The sequence below is a fragment of the Idiomarina seosinensis genome (assembly GCF_003987275.1).
Classification (GTDB): Bacteria; Pseudomonadota; Gammaproteobacteria; order Enterobacterales; family Alteromonadaceae; genus Idiomarina; species Idiomarina seosinensis.
Genome location: NZ_PIQF01000001.1, coordinates 1,078,276 through 1,096,716, shown reverse-complemented (window position 1 = coordinate 1,096,716; position 18,441 = coordinate 1,078,276). Strand labels below are relative to the sequence as shown.

Genomic DNA, 18,441 nt, shown 5'->3' with positions numbered 1-18,441 from the left:
GCTCAGGAAGCAAACATGACTTTACGTCGACTATCAGTTTTATGGGTGGGTTCATTGCTTTTGGCGGGTTGCGCTTCGCAACAGCCACAAGCACCGCAGGACTTCTCGCTGACGGTGTTACATATTAATGATCACCACTCTAATTTGGCGGCAAAACAACGTGAGCTAAGTTGGGATGGCCAGCAGTGGCAGCTCGAAAGTGGCGGCTTCGCCCGGGTTGCTCAGCAAATCTCACTGCTCCGCGAACAACATGACAATGTACTTACATTGCATGCCGGCGATGCCATTACTGGTAGTCTTTTCTTTACTCTGTTTGGTAGCGAAGTCGACGCTGCAGTAATGAACGAAGTCTGCTTTGATGCGTTTACTATTGGTAATCATGAGTTTGATAAAGGTGATGCTGGACTAAAAGAGTTTTTAGATAAGCTAGGAACACCAGCATGTCCGACCGCGAAACTGTCTGCCAATGTTAAACCGGAGTTAGGTGTGTCGCCGCTAACGCCCACGACCATGACTGATTCCTTTTCTCCGTACGCGGTGTTTCAGCGCGGCGGCAATTCCATTGGTGTGGTCGGGCTGACCATCGGGACGAAAACTAAGAAATCATCTCAACCCGATGAAACTACCGAGTTTGAAGATGAACTTGTGGCTACCCGCCGGGCAATTACCGAGCTGCGGTCAAAAGGTATCGAGAAAATCGTTTTATTGAGTCATATTCAATACTTACGCGACCTGGAACTGATCCAGCAGTTACCGGCGGTAGATGTTGTGATTGGTGGTGATTCACATACATTACTAGGTGACTTTTCTGAGTTTGGAATGGAGCCAGTAGGTCCGTACCCGACAGTTGTTAGTAATGCAGACGGCGACACGGTTTGTTTAGCCCATGCTTATCAATACAGCCAGGTAGTGGGTGAGTTACAGGTTCAGTTTATCGGTGACCGGGTTGCGAACTGCGGTGGACGCCCCCACTTTCTTTTGGGTGAAGATATTCAACCTGCCGAAGGTGCCGTGACAACGTTAGAGCCTCTAAAAACAGCGCTAAAGCAAAGCGGTGTGTACAGTTTTGTGGAGCCGGACGGCAACGTTCAGCGCCTGTTAGATCGTTACCAGGACAAGGTAAGAGAGTTTTCTGTGGAGGTGTTAGCAGAGGTTCCTGAAACCATATGTAGTCAGGAAATTGATCAGCCGAGACGTTCTGGTTGCGCCGATGTTATCAGTTCTGGTGCGCATCGGCTGACGGCTGAAGCCTTTTTACATGCGGTACCGCAGGCCGACTTTGCACTGCAAAATGGTGGTGGAGTGCGTGGTGACATTGAGGCTGGTGAATTCACCATTGGCGATGCGTTTAACGTACTACCTTTCGCCAATAGCTTAGTCTCGATTGAAATTAGTGGCTCTGAACTTAAGCAGGTCATGGAAGAAGCACTGGCATACTCAGTATCCGATGGTGGCTCGAAAAGCGCTTATCCGTACGGCGCTGGTATCCGTTACCGGGTTGACTTGAGTCAGGGGTTTGGCGATCGGGTGTCAGCTATTCAGGTATGGGATAAAGCAACTGAGAGTTGGCAACCGGTGCGACCGCGAGAAACTTATACCGTGGTGACAAACAGCTTTATCGCCGGTGGGCAGGACGGCTACGAGACGTTCTATAACCTGACAGAGCGAGGGCGCGCTAAAAATACTGGAATCGACTATGCCAAAGCACTGGCCGATTACGCGCGGGAGCAGGGCACATTGCAGCGTCCCGACGAATTTGCCACCCAAGCCTACCAAGGCAATAAATAGTGGCTCGTGTTAACGAGTCACACCCCGTCTCTGATAAAGCCAGATTTGACATAACCGTTGTCGTACTGGCGTTGCTTACAGCATTCGCGCCACTCTCCATTGACATGTATTTGCCGGCATTCACGGCGATTGCTAAAGACTATGCGACTGACACCCACCGGGTAGAGCTGTCGTTAACCGCGTTTTTCTTTGGTTTGTTTATTGGCCAGCTGCTCTATGGCACAGCAACTGATAAATTTGGTCGTAAAAAACCGCTGTACATAGGTTTGGCAATTTACGTAGTGACTTCGGTTGCTTGCGCCTGGGCGCCTACCATTGAATGGCTAATTACAATGCGCTTTTTTCAGGCGATTGGTGCCTGTGCCGGCATCGTCATTGCTCGAGCGGTTGTACGCGATTTGTATACGCCGCAAGCTTCTGCCCGGGTGTTTTCCTTTCTTATTTTAGTGATGGGCGTGGCGCCTATCTTAGCGCCTCTATTTGGTGCTTATGTAACGAGCTTCCTGGGCTGGCGCGCGCTATTCTGGATCGTTGCCGCGCTGGGAATAGCCTGCGCGCTGACTATTCATTTAGTGTTACCGGAAACTCGCGGGCGTCGCTACGACGTGCGCATGCGGCACAGTGGTAAAACTTACTGGAGTGTTTTAAAAGATCCGGACTTTCTGCGCTATTCGTTGACCGGTGGTATCGCCCAATCCGGGCTATTTGCCTATATTACCGGTTCGCCACTATTGTTTATCGAAGTATTTGGGCTCAGCCCGACCAGCTACAGTTGGCTGTTTGGCGCTAACGCGATTGGTATTATTGGCTTTGCACAGCTCAACGGTTGGTTATTGAAGCGGTTTGCATCGCGTAAAATTTTGAATTTCTCGTTACCCGTATTAGCCACTGTGTCGGTTGGTATGGCGGTAGCTGCCTATAGTCAGGCGCCACTGTGGGGCGTGCTTATTCCATTATTTGCCTATATCTCGACTCTGGGGTTGGTGTTTCCTAATGCTATGGCTGGCGCTTTAGCGAATCAACAGGAGCGGGCAGGTTCAGCATCGGCAGTTACCGGTAGCTTACAGTTTTTAATTGCCGGATTAGTTTCTATGGGGGTTAATTATGTGAGTGTGGTCAGTGACTACGCGATGGCCTGGGTGATAAGCGGGGCAGGCATATTGGCTGTTGCCTGCTACCGCTTAATGAGAAAACCGGAATTAACTTCCGCTTAACCCCCGTAGTAGGTTGGAGCGCTGGGGCCTACAGGTAGACCAAAACCGAACACCCAGATAAAGAACAAAATAGTCCAGCCAATAAAGAAGATCATCGAGTAAGGCAACATCATGGCAATTAGTGTGCCTATTCCCAGGTCCTTCTTATATTTAGCGGCGACCGCAAGTATCAGGCCAAAGTAACTCATCATTGGGGTAATGACGTTAGTGACGGAATCACCAATACGATAAGCTGCCTGAATCACTTCCGGAGAGTAGCCAACCAACATTAGCATTGGCACAAATATTGGAGCCGTAATTGCCCACTGAGCGGAGGCAGAGCCCAGCATCAGATTAACGAAGCCGCAGATCATAATGAAGAATACGAACAACAAGGGGCCGGTTAACCCCATATTGGTCAGAAACTCGGCACCGTTAATGGCGAAAATAGTACCGAAGTTGGTCCATTTAAAAAAGTTAACGAACTGCGCTGCAAAAAACACCAGCACAATGTACATTCCCATAGTACTCATGCTGTGCGACATTGCGTCGATAACGTCGCGGTCGTTCTTCATAGTCTCTACTGTACGGCCATAAACAAAGCCAGGGATAGCAAAGGCAAAAAAGATGTAAACCACGACCCCTTTTAAAAATGGCGAGCCTTTAACATCACCGGTCTCGGGATGACGTAAAATGCCCCACTCCGGAACCACTGTCAGCGCTAAAATTGCGGCAATAACGACAACACTCAATCCGGCGTAAACTAGCCCACGCTTTTCCAGAGCATTCAACGGCTCCATCGAGGACTGATCGCTTAAATCAACCGATGCTTCGTCGTTATTGTATTTACCCAGTTTCGGTTCGACAATTTTGTCGGTAATTAACGCACCAAGAATAGCGATCATAAAGGTACTAACCATCATAAAGTACCAGTTAGCTTCAGCGCCAACGGTGTATTCAGGGTCGATAATTTTAGCGGCTTCGGCGGTGATACCCGACAGCAAAGGGTCCACAGTACCAATTAATAGGTTGGCGCTATAACCCGCAGATACACCAGCAAAGGCGGCGGCCAGGCCTGCCAACGGATGACGGCCAAGACCGTAAAAGATCATCGCGGCTAATGGCACCAATACCACATAACCCAGCTCTGAAGCGGTATTCGAAATAACCCCGGCAAACACGACAGTTACGGTAATCAATTGCGGTGGCGCTTTCATGACCAGGCCGCGCATTGCAGCAGAAATAAGTCCCGAACGCTCGGCAACACCAACCCCCAACAAAGCAACCAACACCGTTCCTAACGGTGTAAAGCCGGTAAAGTTAGTGACCAGGTTGGTCACCATGCGTTGCACGCCTTCAGCAGTCATTAAACTGACGGCAGGGATGACCGTTTCGCCATCACGCGGGTCAATAGCACTAACGTCAAAAAACGCAGCTACACCGCTAGCAACGATAATGAACACACAAAAGATAGCAAACAGGGTAATCGGGTGGGGCAACAAGTTGCCTAGCCATTCAACGCTATCAAGAAAGCGGGTAAACCAACCGCGCTTGCTGGTAGCGTCATAGCTATTATTGGGAGACTGCATAAAAGGGACTCTGTTTATAATGTTTTAATTAGGCGCTTGATTCTACCCAATTTTAGGACATAAAAAAACGGCACTGTAATAAGTGCCGTTTTTCAAACTTGATTAAACGCTGATAGCTTTAAGCAGCTTCGCCTTTAGCTAAGTTTTTTAAAGCATAGTCAAAGGCTGCTTTGCCAGCCAATAGGTCGGCAGGGTCAAAGTCATCAACATTGATGGTGCGCAGGCGACCTTCTTCAGTACGACGCATTAAGTCTGCCTCGTCTTCACTGATAACACCCAGTTCCAAGCCTTTGTCGGCTAGGGCGTCTAGCTGTGTAAAGCTAAAGCGTTCACCGGCTGCCTTGCAGATTTTGCTATGCAATGGCTCACACGCAATCATGTTTTCTAAGGTTTGTTCTAAGAAACCAAATGGACCTTCTGCGCTTAAGAACTGACCGTCACCTAAGCGGCTACGAGTGCTGCTTGGTTCCATCAGGATACGCGCGACCTTGTGGTCAGTCTTATCACTTGGACGCTTAGCAATGCGACCAAATGGATACATGATAGTGCGTAACACGGTACCGATAGCACCAAAGTTTTCCAGCATCGCCAACTGTGATTCTTGTAACTTATACAAGGTGTCCTGCATCGCCCAATGCATCAGTGGTTTGTCACCGTCTAAACGACCTTGATCTTCAAACCGTTTGACCGTTGCAGATGCCAGATACAAGTAACTCAACATATCGCCTAAGCGAGCAGAGATGCGCTCTTTACGCTTTAAGCTACCGCCCAGTACACCCATTGCAACGTCGGATAACAATGCTAAGTTGGCACTAAAGCGGTTCATTTGCTGGTAGTAGATCTTAGTCGAATCTGTGGTTGGTGCGGCGCTTAAACGATAGCCACCAAAGCCAAAGAAGATTGAGCGAATAAAGTTGCTCGCCGCAAAGCCAATATGACCGAAGATGGCTTTGTCGAACTCAGCTAATGCTTTTGAACCTTCTTGCGCCGATGCTTCCATCTCTTTTAAGACATAAGGATGGCAGCGAATTGCGCCCTGGCCGTATATCATCATGCTGCGGGTCAGGATGTTAGCGCCTTCTACTGTAATAGCGACAGGCACGCCTTGGTAACCACGGCCCAGATAGTTATTTGGACCTAAACAGATACCTTTACCACCATGAATATCCATTGCGTCGTCCATACAGGCACGCAGCTTTTCAGTCATGTGGTATTTGGCGATAGCTGAAATAACTGACGGCTTCTCACCGAGATCGATGCCTTTCGTCGACAACGTCGTAACAGCATCCATTAAGTAGGCATTGCCGCCGATACGTGCCATTGGCTCTTCAACGCCTTCCATTTTACCAATCGGTAATTTGAACTGACGACGAATGCGTGAATAAGCGCCTGTTGCCAAGGCCATTTGTTTAATACCACCGGCACTGTTAGACGGCAATGTAATGGCACGACCAACAGACAGACATTCAACCAGCATACGCCAGCCTTTACCGGCCATTTGCTGACCACCGATAATGTAATCCAGTGGCACAAACACATCGTTACCGCGGATTGGACCATTCTGGAATGGAACGTTTAGTGGGAAGTGGCGACGGCCAATTTCGACACCATCGGTATCGCGTGGAATTAACGCGCAGGTAATTCCCAGTTCTTGTTGCTCACCGATCAGGCCATCCGGATCGTACATTTTAAAGGCCAGACCAAGTACAGTAGCGACCGGTGCCAGAGTAATATAACGCTTATTAAAGTTAAGCTTAATGCCGACGATTTCTTCGCCGTTCCAGTTACCCTTACAGACCACACCCGAATCAGGGATAGCACCCGCATCTGAGCCAGCCTCAGGACTGGTTAGCGCGAAACATGGAATCTCATCACCGTTAGCAAGACGCGGTAAGTAATGGTCCTGCTGTTCTTTGGTACCATAATGCTGTAACAATTCGCCCGGACCTAGAGAGTTAGGTACACCAACGGTTGATGCCAGTACAGTACTGACGCCCGCTAGCTTTTGCAGTACCCGCGATTGTGCGTAGGCTGAGAATTCTAAGCCGCCGTATTCTTTCTTGATGATCATGGCAAAGAACTTATGGTCTTTCAGATATTGCCAGACATCGTCAGGCATATCGGTCAGTTCATGGGTAACCTGCCAGTCGTCGAGCATCTTGCAGACTTCATCGCAAGGTCCGTCTAAGAACGCTTGTTCTTCTTCACTAAGCTCGGCTTTTGGAATGTCGTGCAGCTTTTTCCAGTCTGGATTGCCACCAAACAGTTCGCCTTCCCACCACACGGTACCGGCTTCTAACGCATCACGTTCAGTATCCGACATTTCCGGCATGACTTTACGGTATGCTTTTAAAATTGGCTTCGTCATGAAGTTTTGACGGATGCTGGTAATATTCAGCGGAACCAGGGCAATGGCAAGCAAAACCCATAGCACAGGGCCGACGATATTGAATATATTGCCGACAGCAAACATAATAACCATGCCTAAGCTGAAACCGATTAGGCTGGCTCGTTTGTACGTTAAAACACCAGCAACGATTATCGTTGCGATGATCCATAATGCGACACTCATAGTGATACTCCAAATTAGAGGTCTGACCAGTAATACATGCAAGTTAGATCATGCGAGGATTATTTTCAAGAGAAAATTGAACGCGCGTTTGAAAAAGAAGTCTGATGGAGTGGAAAGTGAACTTTGCGGCAGGAGATAGGCTGATGAAATGGTTAGTGGCTGCAGTAGCTCTGCTGAGTTTTAGTACCGCTGCTGAACAAATAGAACTGGAACCTTACGAAGCCGAGTATCAAGTCACTCGGGGAGGAAGTGAGTATGGTGAAGGTTACCGGAAACTAGAAGTTTCCCCCGAAGGAGAATGGCAGTTACGCGGTAAAACAGATATTTCCTGGTTTATTTTGTCGGATACCCGCGAGACTAGGTCGGTATTCACTTATAACGAAGATAAGCAGCGTTTCATTCCTATAGAGTTTTTGTATATGCGTAGCGGCACAGGTTCGGATAAATCATTTCATGCCAGCTTTGACGCGCAACAAAAACAGGTGAAAAACGTTGATAGTGGCAGGCTGTTGGAGATTGGCTGGAATAATGGACTGTACGACGAAGCGAGTGTCATAGAAAAGCTGCGGCTGGATGTTGCTGCGGGCAGTGAGGATCTAACCTATTCTATTATCGATGAAAAAGGTCGAGAGGATACCTACCGTTTTGCGATAGTCGGCAATGAACAGCTGAAAACACCATACGGTAGCTTTAAGACCGTTAAAGTAGAACGTGTGCGTGATAACAACCGACGCCAAACGTACTTCTGGTTGGCGCCGGAATTGAATTATTTATTGGTTCAAATGCAGCAATTTAAAGAAGGTGACGAGCAAGCCAAAATGACCCTGCGGTCATTAACTCAGTAGCTTGCGCCATTGGTTGTAGCTTGCGTCCCTGACGGTAGCTTGCGTCCTTGACGCAAGTACAAACTACTCCGCAGCGTAGCCACTCTCACCCAAGGGTTGGCCTTCAAGAGTCGCACGGCCACCTTCCAGTTTAAGCCGGTCCTGGCAGAACCAGTTAACCACCATCGGGTAAATACGGTGTTCCTGCTCATGTACGCGCGCCTGCAAGTCATCCGTGCTATCGCCGTCAAAAATTGGGACTTTTGCCTGTAGCACGACCGGCCCGCCATCGAGCTCTTCGGTGACAAAGTGCACACTAACCCCATGCTCCTCATCGCCAGCATCTAATGCTCGCTGGTGGGTATTAATACCTTTGTACTTCGGTAATAAAGACGGGTGAATGTTAAGCATGCGGCCTTCGTAATGGCGGGTGAATTCGCCAGTAAGAATACGCATAAATCCTGCTAGTACCACTAAGTCTGGCTGATAGCTGTCAATCAGAGTTTTAAGCTCTGTGTCGTAAGCTTCACGGCTGGCGAATGACTTATGTGATAAAACGTCGGTATCAATGCCTTTAGCTGCCGCTTTTTCAAGGCCTTTTGCGGACGCTTTATTAGAAACTACGGCAACAATGCGCCCGGCAATTTTGTGCTCTTCACACGCTTTTTGAAGGGCGAGCATGTTGGAGCCCGTGCCGGAAATAAGTACCACAATGCGCTTCATTATTCAGCCTTAGCGAGTTTCGTCAGCTAAAATTTCAACTTGCTCATCAGCATCAGTTGCAGTTGCTATATGGCCGATATTCCAGGCAGTTTCTCCGGCGGCAGTAAGTACTTCGACCGCACGCTCAGCATGCTCATGGGGAACGGCAATGACCATACCAACACCACAGTTGAAGGTTCGGTACATCTCTTTCATGTTGACGTTGCCGTTGTCTTTTAACCAATCAAAAATAACCGGCCAGTCCCAGCTGTTACCATCAATCACCGCTTTTGTGCCTGCCGGCAGCACACGTGGGATGTTTTCCCAGAAGCCACCACCGGTAATGTGAGAAAGAGCGTGCACAGGGACTTGCTTGATTAACTCTAGTACCGACTTAACATAAATTCGGGTTGGCTCAAGTAAATGCTGAGCTAAACTGCGGCCGTGTAGGTCTGATTCAAGGTCGGCTTCGCTCACTTCGATAATTTTGCGAATAAGTGAGTAACCATTTGAATGAGGTCCACTTGATGCCAGGGCTATTAATGCGTCGCCTTCAGCAACTTTTGAGCCGTCAATAATTTCTTCTTTTTCGACCACGCCGACACAAAAGCCTGCTAGATCGTAATCGCCATGCTCGTACATGCCCGGCATTTCGGCGGTTTCGCCACCAATTAAGGCACAGCCTGACTGCTCACAGCCATCGCCGATGCCGGTGACGACGTCCGCTGCAACATCAACGTCGAGTTTGCCTGTGGCATAATAATCGAGGAAAAATAGTGGTTCAGCACCTTGTACGATCAAGTCGTTAACACACATTGCAACTAAGTCGATGCCGACGCCGCGATGCTGCTTAAGGTCTATTGCTAAGCGTAATTTAGTGCCAACGCCGTCGGTGCCGGCAACCAGTACTGGCTTTTTATAACCCTCAGGAAGTTCGCACAGCGCTCCAAAACCACCAATGCTGCCCATGACCTCCGGGCGACTTGTCCGTTTTGTGACCCCTTTAATGCGGTCAACTAGGGCATTGCCGGCGTCAATATCGACCCCTGCGTCTTTGTAGCTAAGAGATGGTTTGTTATTGCTCACGAAAATTCCTCAACAGGCGCAAAATTTGCGCGCAAGTTTACCACGAATTGTGGTACAAAAGGTACTCCAAAACCGGTTGGATTTTAGGCCCCGCGAAATGCTTACAGTTATGCCCGCCACAAAGCTGCATTTAGACGCTGTGGTAGCGTTAGAAAAACAAACCTTTCCTGAAGATGCAATCAGTCGTCGCAGCTTTAAGCGTTTTATTGAGTCAGTATCGGCCGACTTCCAGGTGGCGCTGATTGACGATGATGTCGTTGGCTACTTCGTGGTGTTATACCGAAACAATACCAATCTGGCTCGATTATACGCATTAGTTATAGCGCCCGGCCATCGTCAGGCTGGATACGGACAGCAGTTGCTCGTAACAGCAGAGGAGGCCGCCGACACGCGTCACTGCTTATTCTTACGAACCGAAATTGCCACCTCGAATCAAATTGCAGAGCAGCTTTTAGTAAAGGAGGGGTTCCGTACTATCGAACTACGCGAAGCCTACTTCCCACCCAGTCATAGTCAATCGCGCGATGCGCTGGTGATGCAAAAATTATTGCCGCGTTACGAAATTGGCGATGATTCGGGCGTGGGTGCGACCGAAGAATATGTACCAATGTTAACGCAAACCACAGAGTTTACCTGTGGTCCGGCGAGCTTATTGATGGCGATGGACTATTTTGACCGACCGAGTACCGATCCCGCCGCTGAAGAGCTAGAAATTTGGCGCGAAGCAACCACTATTTATATGACTTCAGGGCATGGTGGTTGTGGTCCTCATGGTCTGGCGCGCGCAGCTCTCAAAAGGGGGTTGTCGGTAACAGTAGAAGTGAATGCTGATGGGCCGCTGTTTATTGATTCTGTGCGGCAGGCACAGAAAAAAGAGGTGATGCAGCGGATACAAGAAGCCGATCGCACCTTTTTAATGGAGCAGGGCGTTGCAATTAATGTACGTGACTATACGACAGCTCTATTAAAAGCCGATTTAGCCAACGGTGCCTTGGTCATGGCACTCATTTCGACCTACTCGTTTGACGGTATCAGAGCGCCGCATTGGGTACTTATTTGTGCCGCCGACGATGATTTTGTTTATATTAATGACCCTGATTACGACACCTTACCCTGGGAGTCCTCCACCCAGCGGCAGTATCTTCCTATTCCTATTGGCACCTTTAATAAGGCCTTTGGTTACGGTGGTCGTAAGCAAAAAGCGGCGGTGGTATTAACGGAAAAGTGATCAATCAGGCTTGAATTCGCCGTATTACATCGCAACAGCTATGCTTAACCGCATATATCGATAGCCAAGCGAAAAGGATTGAAGTATGAGTTCAGCATTTGACGATTTCGAAGTAAACGGCCATAAATTAGATAATCGTTTTGTGGTGGCGCCAATGACGCGTACCAGTGCGGAAAAGAAAGGTAAGCCCACGGAATTGATGGGCGACTATTACGAACGCTTCGCCAAAGGCGGCTGGAGCATGATCATCAGTGAAGGCGTGTATACCGACCGCCAGGCAAGCCAAGGCTACGCAAACCAACCAGGCATTACTGATGCGCCACAAACAGATGCCTGGAAAAACATTGTAGAACGCGTTCATAAGCACGACTGCAAATTTATTTTGCAGTTAATGCACGCCGGTGCGCAGTTCCAACATAACGAATATACCGACACACCAATTGCTCCAAGTGCGGTAATGCCGAAAGGTGAGCCGCTGGATATGTATGGCAAAACCGATGGCTGGACCGAGGTTAAAGCCATGGATGAATCAGATTTTGATGCGGTTATGCAAGGTTTTGTCGGTGCAGTAAACCGCGCCGAAGAAGCAGGTTTTGACGGTGTTGAGTTACATGCCGCGAATGGCTATTTGCTGAACGAGTTTTTAAGTGATTATTTTAACCAGCGCGGCGACCAGTGGGGCGGAGCTATTGGTAACCGTTTAAAGTTTGTGGCGATGGTGGCTAAGGCGGCGAAGTCCGCAGCAAAAGATAACTTTATCGTCGGCATTCGGTTAAGCCAAATCACAGTAACCGACCCCGACTATCAGTGGCCTGAAGGCGAAGATGCCATGATCAAAATTGTCAAAGCCTTGAAAGACGCGGGTGTCGACTATATCCATACCACAGACACTGACGTTAACCGTAAACCTTTCAAAGGCGGTAGCAATAAATCGTTAGCTGAAATTGTTCAGGAATTTAGCGATATTCCGTTGATTGTGAATGGCGGTATCGATGAATCAAATTACGAACACGTTGCGGCGCATTATCCAAATGCACTGCTAGCTATTGCCAAAAAAGCACTGGCTAACCCAGAATTACCGAAACGCCTGAAGTCGGGCGACCCGGTTGAAGACTTAGACTTCGCCATGCTGCAGCCGACTGCTACCCTGGAGAATGAATGGCAGTGGCGTGATCAGCACGACCAGCATGTCGAAGCCGAATAACGAGCTGAGAAGCGGAGGTTTGTGATGAAAAACGTAGCGGTATTATTGTCAGGCTCTGGCGCTTTTGATGGTGCTGAAATTAATGAGGCCGTACTAACGCTCCTGCATATTAGTAAGCAGGGGGCGAGTTACCAGTGTTTTGCGCCGGACACTCAGCAAACACAAGTGATTAATCACCTAAAGGGCGAAGAAGCCAGCGACAAACGCAACGTGCTGGAAGAGTCTGCGCGAATTGCGCGCGGCGAAATTAAACCTTTGCACGAACTGAATGTTGATGAATTTGATGCGCTGATTTTGCCGGGAGGCTTTGGAGTTGCTAAAAACTTCTGTGACTTTGCGGTTAATGGTGCACAGATGACCATTAATGAGCAAGTACTGAAAGTAGGCGAAGCATTTCGCGATGCGCACAAGCCAGCCGGATACATGTGTATAGCACCGGTATTGTTGCCATATATCTATGGTGATGGCGTTAAAGTAACCGTCGGCAACGACGCTGATGTGTCGTCAGCCATTAATGAAATGGGCGGTGAGCATATCGACTGTGATGTGCGAGATATTGTGGTTGATGATAAACACCAGTTGGTCACCACGCCCGCCTATATGCTGGCGCAAAATATCCCCGACGCTGAAGCAGGTATCAGCAAACTGGTCGAAAAAGTACTTTATATGGCTTAGTTTTTGCTAAAAGCCTAATAAATAACCGCTTAAGTGCGGAACTTATAGCACTTAAGCGGTGTCTCAGGTATAGTAATAAATGTTCTATCAGTAAGACTTTGGGGCTGATTAGGATTCGACGGGATACACGAAACCCAAGGTGCATGCCGAGGTGAGGCAGGCCTCGTAAAAAGCCTCAACTTTATAGTTGCAAACGACGACAACTACGCTCTAGCGGCTTAATAACCCGCTAAGCCCATCCCCCGGCGCTTTGTCTGTGAGACCGGACCAGGATGGCTCAAACTAAAGCAGACTCGCGTGGATGCTTTGTCCGGAGCTGAAGCGTTAAAACCAATCGGACTCGTCAGTTGTGAAGCCTGTCAGTCGGCGTCACACTGATTAATTAAAAGACTGAATAAGCATGTAGGACCGAGGATGTAGGTATTGCGGACGCGGGTTCAAATCCCGCCAGCTCCACCAATTCCATAAAAGGGGATGTCTCACGACATCCCCTTTTTTCTTTCTATTTCACGGAAAACAAGGCTTTCAGAGGAGTTTCTCCTCCCAGTTCTTCCCAAGAAAATTGCTAGCAGCCTGAGTTTTTAGTATTCCAATTTGTATTCCAAGCGATTTGGGATACACTCTTTGGAATACAACGAAGGGAGATCTGCTTATGGCGCGCTCTACTATTGGGCTCACGGATACAGCCGTCAGACAACTCAAACCAAAAGACAAGGACTACGTTAAGTCCGATGGGAAGGGCTTGCAGCTGCGAGTGAGAGTCAATGGCTCTAAGCTTTGGAACTTCAATTACATTCACCCTATTACCAAAAAACGCGTGAACATGGGGTTGGGTAGTTATCCCGATGTGAGCCTTAAACGAGCTCGTGAGTTTACAGAAGCTGCTAGAAGTCAAGTTGCTGAAGGAGTAGACCCTAAGCTCGCCAGAGAGGAAGAAAAGGCGGCACAACGCTATTCAGAGAACGCGACTTTGATAAAAGTCGCTGAAGAGTGGTTCGAGATTAAAAAGAGCGAGGTCACTGCTGACTACGCCGATGATATTTGGCGGTCGTTAGAGCTACATGTATTTAACCGTTTAGGTGAAACGCCGGTTAGCCAGATTAGCGCTCAAACGATAATTGACGTGCTACGACCGGTTGAGAAAACAGGGCGGTTGGAAACCGTTAAGCGTGTGATTCAACGATTAAGCGAGATAATGAATTACGCTGTCATTAAGAACTTAATCACCGGAAATCCAATCGTTGCAATTAAATCTGCGTTTAAAAAGCCTAAAAAGCAGCATTTACCGACAATTACAGCAAAAGAGCTTCCTGACTTCTTAAAAAAGCTCCACGAAACAAATGTTACGTATATTACTCGCCAGGTTATTAAATGGCAGTTGCTGACAATGACCAGGCCATCTGAAGCGGCTGGCGCTAAATGGAGCGAGATCCAATGGCTTGATGACGGCCAAGCAAATTGGGTGATTCCGGCTGAACGGATGAAAAAGCGTCGTCAGCACACCGTCCCCCTGTGTGAACAAGCATTGAAGGTACTGGACGACATGAAGAGCGTAAGCGATCAGTATGAACATATATTCATCTCTTTACGAAAGCCACAAACGCCCATTAACAGCCAAACGGCCAATATGGCGTTAAGACGCATGGGTTACCAGGACAAACTCGTTAGCCACGGTTTAAGAGCCTTAGCAAGCACTATTATGAACGAAGAGGGCAAAGATCCCGACTTGATCGAGTCAGCGCTGGCGCATGGCGACCCCAACCAAGTACGAAGTGCTTATAATCGCGCGGATTATTTAGAGCGTCGTCGCGAGTTGATGCAGTGGTGGGGAGGTTATTTGGATGAGGCTTTTAGAATGGGGTTTGTATAATCAAATCAATTAGGTAAATAAGCTCAACCTGTTCATATTACCCCACCTTAGGTAGGCTTAAAAAGTGCACTCTATAAGTTTCGGATAGTTGTTTTAAACTGTGGGACCGCAACTTTTCAGCTATAGATTTTTTATCAATAAGTTGGATTGAATACTTCTTTGTGGCATCAGCTGCTTTTTTTATTTTTTCGAAAGATTCACTTGATAGGTTTGCGGTTGTCCATAACTGAAATATTAGTTGCTTATTTTGTAAATCTGGATGTTCAAGGCAGTACTTTCTAATTGTACTGATTCTGGTAAATAACCACTTATCTACCTCTTCATCTGACAGTGTTGCATTTGGATTGAGACCCTTGCATTCAGCAAAGATAACTTCGTTATTCGTGTGTTGAGGTGAAAAAACGTCAATCTCTGCCTGTTTTGCGTCACTTGTTCTAACTATCTTGTTTAATTCAACGGTTACTGGTTGAGTAGTAGATCTTATTACTTCAGCTACTAAAAACTCAAATAACGCCCCCCTCACTAGGGATGAAGCACCCTCTAGCTTTCCCAGCTTGTCGAAAAGTTCATTTATTTTTTCGGGGCTATCGATGGTATTGGCTGCTACCGTGAGCGTATAAATTAGATTTGATAGTCCTTCAGCGATATCGACGCCGAAAAGATTTTTAACTGTGGCAGCAGAAACGCCAGATTTTTTCAAAAGATTGAAAGCTTCGGCAGTGTATTCAAAGGCGACGAAAAAATGGATTGAAGAGCCTACATTTTTAAGTTGCTTTAAAGAATTTAGTTTTTTCAGATAAGGAGCAATGTCGTGCTCTGATACAATATAGTTTAGCAGTATATCGATAGCGATAAAGCCAGACTTAATTTCATCGCTACCTTTTTTAAAGCTAGTGATTCCAGAAAGGTATGATGGGCCGGCTAAATCCCAAGCTGTTGTAGAAATAACAGGTAGCTCTCCTTTATCTCTTATTTTAAGCTGATTAAAACTTGCCAGGCCCAAATTTCGGCACCAGCTATATAAGCCTTTTAGTAACATGCTTTCAGCTAGCAATCGCCCTTGAAGCTCTGATAGACGAAGCTCTTTATGATTTTCATCTCGAACTAAGTAGAGTACTTCTCTACTATTGAATGTCATAGTGCGGACGATTCCGGCATCAAGTAATCTTTTCTTTATTTGATCTGGGGACAGGTGCCGTTTTTGTCTCAATGGCGCCCCACAAGCTATCTTAAAATGCTCATAGGGCATCATTCCTTGTCTAGCCGTAAGGGCTGATATTGCTAAACCATATGCTGATTTGGTCTTTAATAGGGATTCGTGTAAGGCAGTCCAATAATCTGGAGAACCGTATTGCGACTTGAGGTAAACGAAAGTCGCATTTCTTGGGAAGGGAAGGTTTTTTAGCTTGTATACATCGCCACTTGCTCTACTAATTTTTTGACGCGCGGCTGCAGGCGAAAGTCCATACTGATTGACTAAGATATCTTTCAAGTCGGAGCTTAGGCTCGGGCCGTGAACTAGTAGTATTTTTTCAATTGAAATGGCCATGTCACACTGCGCTATATATATTAATTGAATCTATCTCGCGAAAAGTTTAATACTTCCTACAAAAGGAGCCCGTTTTTAAAGGTCTGCAGGCTAGGAATCTTTTTTCATTTTGAGTTTTTGTCACAGTGGCAATTATCCTTTTATAAAAGTTATAATTTTTGAGCCCAATTTTGAAGCAATCTGTGAAGGTATTAAGCTTCGACAATTAAGTTAAAATTCAAAGAAAAATAGAGCGACAGCCATCAGCTTACACAACGAACTCAAATGCCAGTAAAGCCCTATAGTAGCTGAATTCTCCACCCGTTTGTCTCCAGTGCTTCTCTGTGCTTACTTTGAACATGGTTTTGATGGATTGCCATGCAGAGTAACTTTCTAGGTCTGCTAGCCGCTACATACACTTGTCGCGCAAACTTAATTTTTCTAACCCCTTTAAGTTTACTACTTTCAGTTAGGGATAACCGGTTTACAAGCACCCCTAAATCGAATTGATGGTTTTTCGTTTCTAAAACCAAGGTAGCATCATGTGTTTCGCCCTTGACTGAGTGAATGGTCGATACCTCTACCTCTCGACCCGAAGAAGCTCTGTAAATATTAGCTTTTGGTGTCGTTTCTATATTTGATGCATTGTTATCGCTTCGTGAATAAGTTAAGTAATCTGTGGCGTCAGTATTGTCGGATGATATATCGAACAAGGACATTAACCGAGCGCAGTCTTCGTTCCATTTAACTTCGTTGCCAGCGCCATTTAGTATCCATGAAGTCAAGAGGGTTCGAAACTCCTCGTACTTATTAGATTCCCTGAGAAAGTTAGTCAAACTGGTGTGTGTATGGAAGCGGTTTGGAGTGACGTTTTGGTTGAAAATTTTTGACCTTTTAAGCAAGTCGAGTATGCATTGCACTAGAAGAGAGTATTGTTGTCCGGATTCTTGCTCAAAATCCCACCAGCACCGAGATACCGCATCTATAAATAACTGTGGCTTTGGATTTTTAATTGATTTGTTCTTGTCGTATGAGGTCCAATACGAGCTGATATAACCTCCGGTCCCTTCTGTTGCGCCAACAGCCTTTACAGAACCCATTAAACGATTAGGGTCAATTGTGTCAATCAGCTCACAGAACTTCTCAAGAACCATATTCTTTGTGGAATCTGTATAAAGAAAAATCGTATGTGGCATGTTATGGTCTTCGGCGCATTTGAGTGATTCAAGTTGGCCGATATCTGTAACGCTCAAACCATGTATTTTCTTAGCGATAGAACTTGTAAACCGGTGTGTGCTTTTTAAGGGAACGAGATTGTGGTTACTATTAAATGTTTGGTTTGGACTGCTGCCCCCCATATTATCAAAAATGGCCTGGTCGGGATCTCCCAACCGCTGTACTGATACATCACAATCAGAAAATATAGCTCCGATAAGCTCGTCCTGAAAGTCTTGTGTATCCTGCATTTCATCAATCAAAACATATGGAAACCTCTTTCGTATTGCTGAGAGCATACCATTATTGTTCTCAAGGCTCCGTTGAGCGAAACAGTACATTTCACTATAAAAGAAATAACCACGTCTAATGCGTTCTTTTAATACCTTTAAAAGATCCTTGTAGGTTTTAGATTCGGATTGTTTTTTGAAACCCGGTATTGAAGCTTTTCCAGTTTGATGGCTTATCTTCAAGTCGAAAAGTGATGCTCTCTTTCTATCTAAATATTGCTGTGTCCCATAAGTTACTAAGCCATGCATTAACGTAACGCATGAGTCATCATCAATTCTAGTTGGTTTCCGGTCTATTGAACGTAAATAAGGCACAGCTAAAAATCTATTTACAAACTCCTGAATGGTTCCGATAAAGTTAGGATACTTCGTTAACCTGTAACCTGCGGGGCTATGTCTTATTTTTGATAGGATTTCATGTTTTGCTACATTCGTGTGAGTAAGAACACAAACTCCAGCATCGGAAAGAGGCAGCTTATTTGCGAGAATTAATAATTTAACCGCTACAAGAGTAGTCTTTCCACTACCTGGGCATGCTTGAACATCACTCCAAGATTTTAATATTCTGCGCCTTTCTCTATCCAAAAATAATTGATTTGACGAATCATCAATCTTTCTATTGAAATAATTTAGAAAATTATCAATATCTTGGTCATCAATTATGGTGTGTTGCAAAA

Annotated in this window: 13 protein-coding genes and 1 other RNA gene; 8 read left to right on the top strand and 6 right to left on the bottom strand. The window is 46.5% G+C overall.

The window, feature by feature from the left end; translation table 11 throughout:
- Positions 1–15: 15 nt before the first annotated feature.
- Positions 16–1,788 carry a bifunctional metallophosphatase/5'-nucleotidase gene (locus CWI81_RS05260; RefSeq protein ID WP_126784230.1) on the top strand — a complete coding sequence of 591 codons (1,773 nt, stop codon included), beginning with the start codon at positions 16–18 and terminating at the stop codon, positions 1,786–1,788.
- Positions 1,788–3,002 (top strand): multidrug effflux MFS transporter, encoded by a 1,215-nt coding sequence (locus tag CWI81_RS05255; protein WP_126784229.1) that lies wholly within the window; start codon positions 1,788–1,790, stop codon positions 3,000–3,002. The genes CWI81_RS05260 and CWI81_RS05255 overlap by 1 nt, the downstream gene beginning before the upstream one ends.
- Here CWI81_RS05255 and CWI81_RS05250 read toward each other — a convergent pair.
- A complete protein-coding gene (locus CWI81_RS05250) occupies positions 2,999–4,570 on the bottom strand; it encodes an AbgT family transporter (RefSeq protein ID WP_126784228.1) in 1,572 nt (523 codons plus the stop codon). The two genes, CWI81_RS05255 and CWI81_RS05250, sit on opposite strands and share 4 nt — an antisense overlap.
- 118 nt (positions 4,571–4,688) lie before the next feature.
- Entirely contained in the window at positions 4,689–7,142 is a 2,454-nt protein-coding gene (gene fadE, locus CWI81_RS05245; protein ID WP_126784227.1) for an acyl-CoA dehydrogenase FadE, read from the bottom strand.
- Positions 7,143–7,285: 143 nt separating this feature from the next.
- On the opposite strand from fadE, the gene CWI81_RS05240 reads away from it, so the two are divergent.
- A complete protein-coding gene (locus CWI81_RS05240) occupies positions 7,286–7,987 on the top strand; it encodes a DUF3108 domain-containing protein (RefSeq protein WP_241970348.1) in 702 nt (233 codons plus the stop codon).
- Between the two features lie 63 nt (positions 7,988–8,050).
- Here CWI81_RS05240 and purN read toward each other — a convergent pair whose 3' ends face one another.
- Together purN and purM are read right to left on the bottom strand one after the other, a co-directional pair.
- A complete protein-coding gene (gene purN, locus CWI81_RS05235; protein ID WP_126784225.1) occupies positions 8,051–8,689 on the bottom strand; it encodes a phosphoribosylglycinamide formyltransferase in 639 nt (212 codons plus the stop codon).
- 9 nt (positions 8,690–8,698) lie between these two features.
- Positions 8,699–9,754, bottom strand: a complete 1,056-nt coding sequence (purM, locus tag CWI81_RS05230; RefSeq protein WP_126784224.1) for a phosphoribosylformylglycinamidine cyclo-ligase — start codon at positions 9,752–9,754, stop codon at positions 8,699–8,701.
- A 97-nt stretch (positions 9,755–9,851) separates the two neighbouring features.
- On the opposite strand from purM, the gene CWI81_RS05225 reads away from it, so the two are divergent.
- The 5 genes from CWI81_RS05225 to CWI81_RS05205 all read left to right on the top strand — a co-directional run bounded on the left by CWI81_RS05225 (position 9,852) and on the right by CWI81_RS05205 (position 14,731).
- Positions 9,852–10,982 carry a peptidase C39 family protein gene (locus tag CWI81_RS05225; protein ID WP_126784223.1) on the top strand — a complete coding sequence of 377 codons (1,131 nt, stop codon included), beginning with the start codon at positions 9,852–9,854 and terminating at the stop codon, positions 10,980–10,982.
- 85 nt (positions 10,983–11,067) lie between these two features.
- Complete coding sequence (locus tag CWI81_RS05220) at positions 11,068–12,186, top strand: NADH:flavin oxidoreductase (protein ID WP_126784222.1); 1,119 nt, start codon at positions 11,068–11,070, stop codon at positions 12,184–12,186.
- Positions 12,187–12,210: 24 nt separating this feature from the next.
- Positions 12,211–12,861: an isoprenoid biosynthesis glyoxalase ElbB gene (gene elbB, locus CWI81_RS05215; protein WP_126784221.1), complete on the top strand. Its 651-nt coding sequence runs from the start codon at positions 12,211–12,213 to the stop codon at positions 12,859–12,861.
- A gap of 100 nt (positions 12,862–12,961) precedes the next feature.
- Positions 12,962–13,320, top strand: a transfer-messenger RNA (tmRNA) gene (gene ssrA / locus CWI81_RS05210).
- Positions 13,321–13,513: 193 nt separating this feature from the next.
- Complete coding sequence (locus CWI81_RS05205) at positions 13,514–14,731, top strand: integrase domain-containing protein (RefSeq protein ID WP_126784220.1); 1,218 nt, start codon at positions 13,514–13,516, stop codon at positions 14,729–14,731.
- 37 nt (positions 14,732–14,768) lie between these two features.
- Here CWI81_RS05205 and CWI81_RS05200 read toward each other — a convergent pair whose 3' ends face one another.
- The gene (locus tag CWI81_RS05200; RefSeq protein WP_126784219.1) at positions 14,769–16,280 is read right to left on the bottom strand and encodes a hypothetical protein; all 1,512 of its coding nucleotides are present in this window, start codon (positions 16,278–16,280) and stop codon (positions 14,769–14,771) included.
- Positions 16,281–16,558: 278 nt separating this feature from the next.
- Positions 16,559–18,439 (bottom strand): UvrD-helicase domain-containing protein, encoded by a 1,881-nt coding sequence (locus CWI81_RS05195; protein WP_126784218.1) that lies wholly within the window; start codon positions 18,437–18,439, stop codon positions 16,559–16,561.
- Between the last annotated feature and the right edge of the window lie 2 nt (positions 18,440–18,441).